Origin of the sequence: Parabacteroides sp. An277, from assembly GCF_002159645.1 — a bacterium.
GTDB lineage: Bacteria > Bacteroidota > Bacteroidia > Bacteroidales > Tannerellaceae > Parabacteroides.
Genome location: NZ_NFJB01000022.1, coordinates 1 through 11,865, shown reverse-complemented (window position 1 = coordinate 11,865; position 11,865 = coordinate 1). Strand labels below are relative to the sequence as shown.

8 protein-coding genes are annotated in these 11,865 nt (G+C 47.1%); 3 read left to right on the top strand and 5 right to left on the bottom strand.

The features are described from left to right. Positions 1-5 precede the first annotated feature (5 nt). The 3 genes from B5F77_RS09905 to B5F77_RS09895 form a co-directional block, all read right to left on the bottom strand. Positions 6-716 (bottom strand): ParA family protein, encoded by a 711-nt coding sequence (locus B5F77_RS09905; RefSeq protein ID WP_087207586.1) that lies wholly within the window; start codon positions 714-716, stop codon positions 6-8. Between the two features lie 182 nt (positions 717-898). After that, positions 899-2,458, bottom strand: a complete 1,560-nt coding sequence (locus tag B5F77_RS09900) for a relaxase/mobilization nuclease domain-containing protein (protein WP_087330313.1) — start codon at positions 2,456-2,458, stop codon at positions 899-901. A gap of 39 nt (positions 2,459-2,497) precedes the next feature. Then, positions 2,498-2,884 (bottom strand): plasmid mobilization relaxosome protein MobC, encoded by a 387-nt coding sequence (locus B5F77_RS09895; RefSeq protein WP_087330311.1) that lies wholly within the window; start codon positions 2,882-2,884, stop codon positions 2,498-2,500. 841 nt (positions 2,885-3,725) lie between these two features. On the opposite strand from B5F77_RS09895, the gene B5F77_RS09885 reads away from it, so the two are divergent. Further along, complete coding sequence (locus B5F77_RS09885; RefSeq protein ID WP_087330395.1) at positions 3,726-3,938, top strand: hypothetical protein; 213 nt, start codon at positions 3,726-3,728, stop codon at positions 3,936-3,938. 114 nt (positions 3,939-4,052) lie between these two features. Here the strand turns inward: B5F77_RS09885 and B5F77_RS09880 are convergent, their stop codons facing one another. Together B5F77_RS09880 and ppdK are read right to left on the bottom strand one after the other, a co-directional pair. Next, complete coding sequence (locus tag B5F77_RS09880; RefSeq protein ID WP_087330307.1) at positions 4,053-5,549, bottom strand: phage integrase SAM-like domain-containing protein; 1,497 nt, start codon at positions 5,547-5,549, stop codon at positions 4,053-4,055. 377 nt (positions 5,550-5,926) lie between these two features. Further along, positions 5,927-8,653, bottom strand: a complete 2,727-nt coding sequence (ppdK, locus tag B5F77_RS09875; RefSeq protein WP_087330305.1) for a pyruvate, phosphate dikinase — start codon at positions 8,651-8,653, stop codon at positions 5,927-5,929. 361 nt (positions 8,654-9,014) lie between these two features. On the opposite strand from ppdK, the gene B5F77_RS09870 reads away from it, so the two are divergent. Beyond that, complete coding sequence (locus B5F77_RS09870; RefSeq protein WP_087330304.1) at positions 9,015-9,512, top strand: NUDIX domain-containing protein; 498 nt, start codon at positions 9,015-9,017, stop codon at positions 9,510-9,512. A 2-nt stretch (positions 9,513-9,514) separates the two neighbouring features. Further along, complete coding sequence (locus tag B5F77_RS09865; RefSeq protein ID WP_087330302.1) at positions 9,515-11,560, top strand: M13 family metallopeptidase; 2,046 nt, start codon at positions 9,515-9,517, stop codon at positions 11,558-11,560. Positions 11,561-11,865 lie beyond the last annotated feature (305 nt).

The following is an 11,865-nucleotide window of genomic DNA, read 5'->3' as shown; positions in this document are numbered from 1 at the left end:
TATGGTCATTGATGGTTTATGTCTTTGGGGGTGCCGTCAACGAAAATTCCGGCGTATATTTTGTCGAACACCGGACTGACGATGCCGGCCTGCATATCCAGTTCCGCCACCGTGCTGAAACGTTCCATGTCGGCCCGCTTGGGAATCTTGTCCGTCACCAGCCCGTAGTTGGCGAAGGTCTTCCCCGTGTTCTCCCACAGTTCCAGCTCGGAGCGTTTGCCCACCCGTCCGTCATGGAGGTTGGGGACGATGAAGAGCCGGGCTTTCATCCGTCCGCCCACGGCCTTGCGCAGACGGTCGATGAACAGGAGGAAGCTCGCGGTGGAGGGGACGGTCACCAGGTCGTAATGGAACGGCACGACGATGATATCCGAGTTGACGAACATGGGTATCAGCCCCTCCGCCTTCAGGCTGCCGGGCGAGTCCATGAGCACCACGTCTATGCTGGGGTCGTTGTGCAGCTTCTCCATGAGCGCGGTCATGGCCTGCTTGTCGTTGGCCTCGTAGGCCAGCACGTCGTAGGGTACGGCTTCCTCGCCGTATTTCTTGATGTCGGCCTTGCGGCACTTCATGATGGAGTGCTGGAAATCGCAGTCGACGACCACGGCACGCACGCCCTTCGTCACAAGGTAGTTGGCGAAGGTGACGCAGAGGGTCGTCTTGCCGACTCCCCCTTTCTGGTTGGCGAATGTCACGATGACGGGTGTCTGTATCATTTTGTCCACGGTCGTTTGGTTCGGTGCAAAAGTATGCACCGGATAGGACGGTAACGAAATGCACAACACTTTTGTGCTTCAGGTCAGCCTGACCGAAGTATTTTATGCAGCGGATTAAAAGGTATGACGGCTTATGCGGCCAGACAGGTGACAAAAGGGAGTCTCCGTTTTTTCCTCATGGTCTACCGTTTAAGGTTGCGTCCGTCGTCAATGTCATCGTAGCCTCCCTTGCCGCCGACTTCCCACTCACGCTTTTCGGCATGGCTTCCGGCACCGGAATCCTTCAGTCCGTGTATGTGTATCTTCTTTCCGCCGTTTCCGGTGGAATGTGTCTGCTTGGCCTGTTGCTTCCGTGGCCGGGGTTTCAGCCGTTCCGTGTCAAGCCCTTCCGCCGCAAGGTCTATCACGATGTGTCTTTTAAAGTTGACGGCATATGCCGCGCCCGCTTCCTCGCGGATGATGAAGCCTTCCTCATGAAGGGCACTTTTCACGGAAAAGACGTTCTCGTCATTGAAGATTTCATGCAGGCGGCTGACGGCATCCGTATGGGACTGCGGCCTTTCGCCTGACAGGTCCACCAGATCAGGACGGTTCACCTTGAAGATTTTGCAGAGCAGATCGCGTTCAGCTTCTGTGGCCGGGTGGAACATCTCGATGAAACGGATGCGGTTGTTCCGGTCGATGGCTTCCGCCATGAACGGCTTTAACGGGCGTGTCTGTCCGTCAAAGTGGATGACGCCTTTCTTGATATAGGCACGCTGCTTCCTCAGCTTCTGGAAAATCTCGCCCTGCGTGATTTTCGGGTTGAGGGTGAGCAGCCGGTCTATGTAGTCCTCTATGCGTGCGAAGCGTTGTTCCGGGGTGGCGAAGTCCAGAAGCTGTTCCGTGGCCAGCACCCTTGCCCCGTTGATGACGGTACGGTGGGCGTGGTCGACAATCATGTAGCCGTAGGGCGCATCCTTCCTGCCGAAGAACACGAGGTCGATGCCGAACTTCTCCTTCAGCTCTTTCTGCAGCTCTTCCTTGCCGCCGCTCACGTCCCGGTATTTTTTGAGGATGCTCCGCAGCTGGCGGCAACGGGCGCGTTCCCTATAGCCGCTTTTGAAAAGCTGTTCGACTTCGGCCAACGGAATTTGCCGCTGCACCTTGCCGCCATGCTTGATAAATACGTTTTCATCTTTCTTATATACCTCATATCCCATAGAAACCATGATTGCCTTGAACTGGGCGAAAGAGGAGAAGGTATATTGCCTGGCCGCGTCCATGTCGTCGGCAATCTTCTTTTGCCTGTCCGTGCCGAGAATCCTGTCTATGACTTTCTGGGAACGCCTGCGCTCGTGACTATAGGCTATCTTCCTGCCGTCGGGGGCGACACGCGAGGTGATGATGTGCAGGTGGGTGTTGTCGGTGTCATGGTGGGCGTAGATGAGCCAAGGTTGTCCGGGTTCGGCATATCCCATTTCCTTGAGGTATCGGTGCGCGAAATCCAGCAGTTCGGATTCCGTCATCTCACGGCCTTTGCAGCTGACGGCCACATGGAACTGCGGTTTCCGGATGCGGCTGTTGGTGGAACTGTATTTTTTGAGATAGCCGGTAAGCTCCTCCGTGGTGGGTCTGCCTGCCAGACCGATTGTCCCGAAGTTCCGCATCTCGATGAGCCGGGCAAGCCCTTTCGATACCTTGTGTTCGTTGTAACCAACGGCATGGAAGTCCGCGCTTCCGGGTAATATGGTCGCTATCATCTTGGGGTGGTGTTATCTGGATTGGTGATATGTCTGGTTCTAAGGCTTGTTTATTCTTGATGTGAGGATGTCAAGTTGTCTTTTTATCCCGTTGACGGTTTCCTGTGTGTCCCGGATGAGCGGCAACAGAACTTCCCGGATATAGCTTGGGGGCAGCAACCCTGCAACCGCCAGCTCGTTGGCGCGCTTTACTGCCTGGTTGAGGTTTCCGCCTATATGGGACAGTTCGCCCTGGTATCTTCGGTAAAACGAACCGAGTTCCTGCATGAGTTCAAGCTGCTGCCTGACGCTTACGTTTGAATACTCTTCGAGTGCCTTGCGCACGTAGTGGCTTACGGTCTTGTATTCAGCCGATTTCTCCTTGAACTCCCGGACTTCTTCCGGGGTCATCCTTACCTTGATGTACTTGTTCCTATGTTCCTTCATGTTCCGGTTTGTTTGCAACCGGGATTGTCTTACCTTATTTCGCAGGGCGAAACAGCGGCGGTGCCGCTCCGGTGCATGGCATCCGGCAAGTCACTTTTTGGGAGAACAAACGGAGTTTTGTGGCCACAAAAGTACAACTTGCTTGGAAAATCCTGCAACGCAGGGCAATGTCATCCCGGGTTCTTTCTTGCGCCAAAATTACCGTGAAAAGGGGCTTCCGTACAAAATGCACAACACTATTCTTCAAGGAACATATCATTTTGACCGGGATATCGAGAGCATCCGATTGCCGGGTGTATCGAATAGGATTTTCCTCGGTCTGTGAGTATCGGGTCATCCAGTTATCTTGTAATCCAAGGTGCGAAATGGGGCTTACTTTGGTTTCAAGTGTCCGGTTATATTAGTTCATCTATTCGTGAATTATTAGAATCATTATCCGTTTGTTCGATAACAAGAGGGAAAAGGAAGCACAGGCATCAGATTTTTCAGATTGGTAATGAGCTTGGATATTTCAACATGATGCAATAATGTAGTAATGTAATGGCCGACCAAGGCTAAGACGACCTTGACATTACTTTATAGTCACTCATCAGACCTGAGAAAACTAGTTTTTTGCACCTGATGATTTCGGATTTTGGAAATACAGACACTTGTCACCAGTATATTCCAAACGATATGTATAAAGCTATCTTGATATGGAAGCACAATGGGCAATCGTTTGTCAATCAATGATTTTGTCAGGATAAAGTTGCCGGAATATTTTCATATCTCGCTGATTTTTAGTATATTTATGGTGGAAAATAGCCTCGTATGGCTTATGGTTTCACTTAAATTTGAGTATATGTTTGAACTGTTACTGATAATATACCTGGTGCCTGTCATCATCATACTTTCGCTGTTGTGGCGGTTGGTGTTATGGCTGGTAAGGAACGTGCTGCGGCTTGCCGGATGGTTGTTGAAGAAGGTGTGCGTCCTTGTATGGAAGGGATTACTGCTGTTGGTCGGCATCTTCCTGGGGCGGTGTTGTGTCAACCGTCCGCCGGATTCAAGATAAGGGTGAAGCAGCAAAGCCGCACCTGTCTCGGACGGGCAGGTACGGCTTCGTGTTGTAGTCGGGTGGAAAGGTGTTCTTCCCTCATGTCAGGTGTTTACCTAACTGACAAGCAGGCTAAAATCCTTTGCCTTTGCTTCTTTCATAGACAACCTCTCTTTGACTATCACAATTTTTAAGTCTGAACTGGACTGTACAACCGATAGGAATATCTTTGGGTAGCTGTTTGACTAGTTCGGAGATAACTTCGTCAACGTTACTAAAACCGATATCTGTTAGTTCACCAACAACATCTCCTTTGAAATAAGCGCGTCCGTATATCATCATCTTTTTTGAAATGCGGAAAAGTTTTTCCTCTGGAGCTTCAAGGTCACGAGCTTTGCCTTGTTTACTCTTCTTATTGCTGAAGAAAATGAAATCAATAATCTTGGCATTAAGTTCCCACGCAGGAGTAAAGTCCAGTTTTAAGTAGCCTCTTGTTACATTGAACCCATGACTGTGATTCATGCCAAATGCAACTTCATAAAGGTTTGCATCACAATCGTTTTGGGCAATGGTTGCCCACGTATGCCTGAACGTATAATAGCAGTAGTAGTCCTCCTTTTTCATGCCCATGTCGGCGCATATCTTGCGTATTCCGATATTTACGTTAGCATTGAAACTGTCGGAATTGCTGTAACGGCTGTGGAATACGAACAGGTACTCATCATCCTCATCTTTGGAGAGATACTTATTAAAGGTCTCTTGGATAAATGGCTCTATTCTCATTTCCATATATGCCTCGTCTCTGCGGCTGTGACGTGTCTTTGCCCTTTTATAGCCGATAATGCCATTGTTGTAATCCTTCTTTTTGAGTTCGTAAAGGTCAACGGTGTTGATACCGCCAATACACAGTGATAGAAGTGCTACATCCCGGCCAAGTTCCGGAAGGGGAGACAGCATCTTTGTTTTTGGAAGAGGACGGTTGAAGAACTCACGGCAGGCTTCCGCACTGATGGCACGTTTCATTGTATTGTCAGATTTGGGAATTGCCACTTTAAGCCAAGGATTGAACTTTATGCGTATAACACCACGCTCTTCATCATTTAGCTCGACTATAGCTTTTTTGAAAATTTGTCGTACACATGTAGGGTACATTTCTTTGGCTCGGTTTGTTTTTGACAGACTCTCTATCCAAAGATTTATTGCAGAAGATGACAAGTTGCTAAACAGAAGTCGGGTTGTCCCCATGAAGCGTTCTAAATGGTTTACCGCAAGTCTGTAATTCTTTGCATTGCGTTCGTGTCCATCCGCTTCCATCCTGTCTATGAACTTTCGCGCGTAATCGCTGAAGCACGCTTCTTCATCGTCTTTCAACAAGAACTCTATTACTTCCTTTATTTCCCAACAAGTCGCATTCACGCGGTTCAAGCGGTCCGTATATTGCCTGATGAGCATAGCGCAATACTCATTTACAACAGGGTCAGTGAGATCACCACCTTTTGTAATATGAGCAGCGTCTACAATTTTATTTGTTTTAATGTAACTGGATTTGCGCTGATGCGTAATCCTGATGTAAACTGTGTAGAAGCCATCGCTTCTTGGCTTTTTTACCGTTGCTTTAAATGTTGTCATACCTATTTCCTTTTTAGATAAATACTATAAATTCTTTGGGGTAAACAGGGGTAAACATGATGATTTTTGGGGTAAACATAGAGTAAAACAAATATGCTCATTTGGCTCATTTTTTGATGTCAACTGCACGAACTGTCTTAACGCAACTCAGGCTGTAATCACCGTATAAATCGGTAGATTACAGCCTGATACAAATTTTAATTGCTATTCTGCCTGAGGGCTTCCAGTCTTAGAGAGTATCCTCTATCGCAGCCTGCGCCGCTTTAATACCTTACTGGTATTGAGTTGATTAGCCTCCATTGGGAAAACAAATGAAAAACAAATGTTTTGCATATAAAATGCAGATGGAAGCAAAATATCAACGTCGTTGCAGATTTTTAGAGTTTGTCTTCGATTGCCGCTTGAGCGGCGGCCAATCTTGCAATCGGAACTCTAAACGGAGAACAGCTAACGTAATCCAAACCTACTTTGTGGCAGAACTTAACGGATGAAGGCTCACCTCCATGCTCCCCGCAAATACCGCATTTCAAATTCGGACGGACAGAACGTCCCTTTTCTACAGCCATCTTGATTAACTGCCCAACACCATTCTGGTCGAGAACTTGGAATGGGTCGACTTTCAAAATCTTCTTCTCCAGATAAACAGGTAAGAAAGAAGCAATATCGTCACGCGAATAACCGAAAGTCATTTGCGTCAAGTCATTCGTTCCAAATGAGAAGTATTCCGCACGAGAAGCGATGCGATTAGCCGTCAAAGCTGCACGCGGAATTTCAATCATCGTACCCACCTTGAACGGAATCTCCATACCTTCTTCTTTAAATAAGGCTGCAGCTTCTTCACGGATTACTTTTTCCTGCGCTTCAAACTCATAAAGAATACCCGTCAATGGTACCATGATTTCCGGCATGGGATTATACCCCTCCTTCTTCAACTCGATGGCAGCACCCAAGATAGCCCGCGTCTGCATCTGCGTGATTTCTGGATAAGTATTACCTAAACGGCAACCACGATGTCCCAACATGGGGTTATGTTCGCAAAGACTCTCTACGCGTTGCTGGATATATTGAACCGTTACGCCCATTGCCTTCGCCATCTCTTCCTGACCTTTCAAATCGTGAGGCACAAACTCATGCAAAGGTGGATCTAACAAACGTACATTTACGGGATAACCATCCATTGCCTTGAAAATACCCTTGAAGTCTTCCTTCTGGTAAGGCAACAATTTAAGCAAAGCAGCTTTACGTCCTTCTACATCTTCAGCCAAAATCATTTCACGCATAGCGATGATCTTTTCATTGTCGAAGAACATGTGTTCCGTACGGCAAAGTCCAATGCCTACCGCACCAAACTTGCGGGCAACTTCTGCATCATGTGGAGTATCTGCATTCGTACGAACTTGTAGACGCGTATATTTATTGCACAAGCTCATCAGTTCAGCAAAATCACCTGAGATTTCAGCAGCTTGTGTACGAACTTCTCCTTTGTACACTTCACCAGTAGAACCATTCAGTGAGATAAAATCACCTTCTTTCAACACAGTACCATCAATTTCTACGGTACGAGCCTTATAATCTATATTAATAGCTCCTGCCCCAGACACACAGCATTTACCCATACCGCGAGCCACTACGGCTGCATGCGAAGTCATACCTCCACGAGCCGTCAAGATACCTTCTGCTACAGTCATTCCGGCCAAATCTTCCGGCGAAGTCTCAATACGCACCATAACTACGCGATGTCCTTCCGCTTTCCATTTAGCAGCATCCTCTGCGAAGAACACAATCTGTCCGCAAGCGGCACCCGGAGATGCAGGCAAACCTCGCGTCAGGACTTGTGCTTTCTTCAACTCTTCTTTATCGAACACCGGATGAAGCAGTTCGTCCAACTTATTCGGTTCGCAACGCTCCAACGCTGTCTTTTCATCGATAATCCCTTGATGCAACAAATCGATAGCGATTTTCACCATAGCAGCACCCGTACGTTTTCCATTACGCGTTTGCAAGAACCACAATTTACCTTCCTGAACTGTAAACTCCATATCTTGCATATCGCGATAATGGTTTTCCAGTTTCGTCTGCAACTCATCCAATTCCTTATAAATAGCGGGCATAGCCTCTTCCATAGAAGGATACTTTGCCGCACGGACTTCCTCAGAAATACCCGCTAACTTCGCCCAACGTTGCGAACCTATCTTCGTAATCTGTTGAGGTGTACGAATACCAGCCACGACGTCTTCCCCTTGGGCATTAATCAGATACTCGCCATTGAAAAGGTCTTCGCCCGTAGCGGCATCGCGCGAGAAGCAAACACCGGTGGCCGACGTATCACCCATATTACCAAACACCATGGCCTGCACATTCACGGCCGTTCCCCATTCAGCAGGGATACCTTCCATCTTACGATAAAGGATAGCACGTTCGTTCATCCACGAATCGAACACAGCACAAATAGCGCCCCACAATTGCTCGTAAGCACAAGATGGAAAATCCTGCCCAGTCTGTGTCTTTACCGCCTCTTTGAAGCGTTTGACAAGTACTTTCAGATCCTCTACATCCAGCTCATTGTCCAGCTTAACTCCTTTGTTTTTCTTTACATCTTCGATGATGGCTTCGAACGGGTCAATGTCATCTTTGTTGGTCGGTTTCATGCCAAGAACCACGTCACCATACATTTGGACAAAACGGCGATAAGAATCCCACGCAAAACGCGGATTGCCTGTCTTGCGGCTTAATCCCTCTACCACTTCGTCGTTCAAACCGAGGTTCAGAATCGTATCCATCATACCCGGCATAGATGCACGAGCACCCGAACGAACTGAAACGAGCAACGGATTCTCTACATTGCCAAATTTCGAATGCATCAATTCTTCTATTCCATGAATGGAACGTTCAACGTCGTCTTTCAACAATTCGACTACCGTATCTTTCCCTTTCTCGAAATATTCCGAACATACTTCCGTTGTAATCGTAAATCCCGGAGGAACAGGAACTCCAATCAAGTTCATTTCCGCCAAATTGGCACCTTTACCACCCAGGAGGTTGCGCATATCCGCGCGTCCTTCTGCCTTTCCATTTCCAAATGTATAAACTCTTTTCGTCTCCATGATATGTTTTTTAGATTGTTCTATAGACGTTTGTTTAGTTCAATTTTTACTTCACAAAGATAGGGATTCTCTGGCAGAATCATATCTCTTCTCAAGAAAAATTTTATATGTTTTTAAACATATTGTGCGATTTATTGGTTTTTTATTTGTATTTTTGCGTGCCGGACTTCGGATAAGAAGAAAACTCCATTCTTTTAGGGGTAAAAAAGCTTCTCTATACCTATTATATAATATACACTTTCACATTCCTTCTATACAAATCACAAAACAGAAAAATACCGCGTTAAAAACGTCCCTCTATCCATAGAATGAAAAAAATCCGTATATTTGCCGCCGCAAAACAAATAGCAAGTAAGAAGATATGGATGAAGAATGGTTCCCGCTGGTCGACGAGGCGGGAAATATCATAGGGCGAGCTACTCGGCGCGAGTGCCATAATGGAAGCAAACGATTGCATCCGGTAGTTCATCTACATATATATAATAAGGAAGGCGACCTTTTATTACAAAAGCGTTCGCAAACGAAAGATATCCAACCGGGGAAATGGGATACGGCCGTGGGCGGACATGTAGACTATGGCGAATCTATCGAAGAAGCTTTGAGGCGCGAAGCCCGCGAGGAGTTAGGTATCAAAAGTTTCGAAGCTGAAGTGATGGCTCGCTACGTATTCGAATCGGATATCGAAAAAGAGTTAGTGCATACTTATCGTACGATTTATGAAGGTCCTTTCACACTCAACAAAGAAGAGTTGGACGATGCCCGCTTTTGGCGTATCGACGAAATCGAATCACAGTTAGGAAAAGGAATATTTACGCCTAATTTCGAAAGAGAATATAATCGTTTAAAACAACAAGAATAGTTATGAAAATGAAAACCGTATTCCCGCTCTTTGCCGCCGGACTCATGGTGCTCGCGGGATGTAACAACAAAGCACAGGAAGTGGCTCCACAAGGGACTCCTGCAATTGATTTGGCTAATTTGGACAGTACGACTACGGCCAACGCCGACTTCTACCAGTATGCGTGCGGTGGCTGGATGAAAGCGCATCCGCTTACGGCGGAGTATTCGCGTTTTGGTACTATCGACATGGTGTTTGAAAATAACAACAAACAACTGAAAGAGCTTGTCGAAGGACTTATGTCTACACCGCAAACCGCAGGAAGCGTAGGTGAAAAGATTGGCAAACTATATGCTTTGGCGTTGGATAGCATCAAGACAAACGAAGAAGGCGCTACGCCTATCAAAGAGGAATTGGAGACCATCCTGAAAATTGGTACCAAATCGGAAGTGGCCCAAATGGTAGCTACGTTGCACCATGAAGGCATGTCTCCCTTCTTCGCGTTGTATGTCTCGGCCGATGAAAAGAACAGCTCGATGAACATCGTACAACTCTATCAAGCCGGCTTAGGCATGGGCGACCGCGACTATTATTTGCAAAACGACGAGACATTCACCCAAATACGTGAAGCCTACAAAACGTACATCAACCGACTCTTCACCTTGGCTGGCCATACTCCGGAACAGGCTGAAGCAGCCATGAATGCCGTGATGAAGGTAGAAAATGGCATTGCCGAAGTCTCGTTCTCTCGCGAAGAGATGCGCGATTCGGAGAAAAACTACCACAAAATGTCGTATGCTGACTTTGTAAGCAGTAATGATGCCATTGATTGGGATACCTATTTCAAGGCGATGGGATTGGAAAACATCCCCGAACTGGACGCAAAGCAGGCTGAATATTACAAGAAATTAGCCAAAGTGCTGCGAGATATTTCCGTAGACGACCAGAAATATTATTTGGCATTCAACTTGCTGGATATGGCAGCTCCCTATTTGAGCGACGATTTTGCCAATGCAAATTTTGATTTTTACGGCAAGGTCATGTCAGGTAAGCAGGAAATGAAACCACGCTGGAAACGGGCTTTGCAGACGGTCAATAGTTCGCTGGGCGAGGCGGTAGGACAGATGTATGTCGAGAAATACTTCCCTGCTTCGTCGAAAGAAAAGATGCTGACGCTCGTGGGCAACTTGCAAAAGGCACTTTCAGAGCGTATCAATAGCTTGGAATGGATGGGCGACTCGACCAAACTCAAAGCACAAGAAAAACTCTCTGCCTTCACGGTCAAAATCGGTTATCCAGACAAGTGGCGTGACTACAGTGCATTGGATATCCAGAACGACTCTTATTGGGCCAACATCCGCCGCTCGGCTATCTTCGAAATGGATTATATGCTGGCCGATGCAGGTAAACCGGTAGACAAGAGCCGCTGGTATATGACGCCGCAGACGGTCAATGCCTACTACAATCCGACAACAAACGAGATTTGCTTCCCGGCCGGTATCCTGCAGCCGCCTTTCTTTAATCCGGATGCAGATGATGCTGTAAACTATGGCGCTATCGGCGTGGTCATTGGCCACGAAATGACGCACGGGTTCGATGACCAGGGCCGTCACTACGACAAAGAGGGGAACCTCGTTGATTGGTGGACGGAAAAAGATGCTGAACAATTCACTGTCCGTGCGGATAAGTTAGCAGATCAATACAGTAACATCATCGTAGTAGACACTATGCACGCCAATGGCCGCTTCACGTTGGGCGAAAACATTGCAGACCAAGGCGGATTGCTCGTAGCGCATCAGGCTTATCTGAATAGTTTGCAAGGACAAACGCCGGCTCCTATTGATGGATTCACGCACGAACAACGTTTCTTCCTCGGTTATGCTACGCTTTGGGCGCAAAACATCCGCAACGAAGAAATCATTCGGCTCACGAAAATGGACCCGCACTCGCTGGGCAAATGGCGTGTGAATGCCGCGCTTCGCAATATCGATGCTTTCTACGATGCTTTCCAAATCCAAGAGGGCGACGCGATGTATATGAAGCCGACTGACCGCGTAAACGTTTGGTAAATACATTTGATTCATCTATCATAGAAACGGGAAGCTGACTGACCTCCAGCCTCCCGTTTTTTATTTCGTTACTCAGCATATTTGGGCTCAGTAGATTTTCAGAGGGGATAAATTTGTTAGTTTGAAGAACAAACCTTTATTTTGCAGTATGGAAAACGATTATTTGAACATACTTGCCGGTATTGTACTCCCAGCCCAGATATTGGATTACTTCTCCATAGTAGGGATATCCCAGACTTCAACGGAAATACACATCAGTTTGGACGAGAGGATGAATCCGGGACTAAGCGAGGACGTGCACTTTG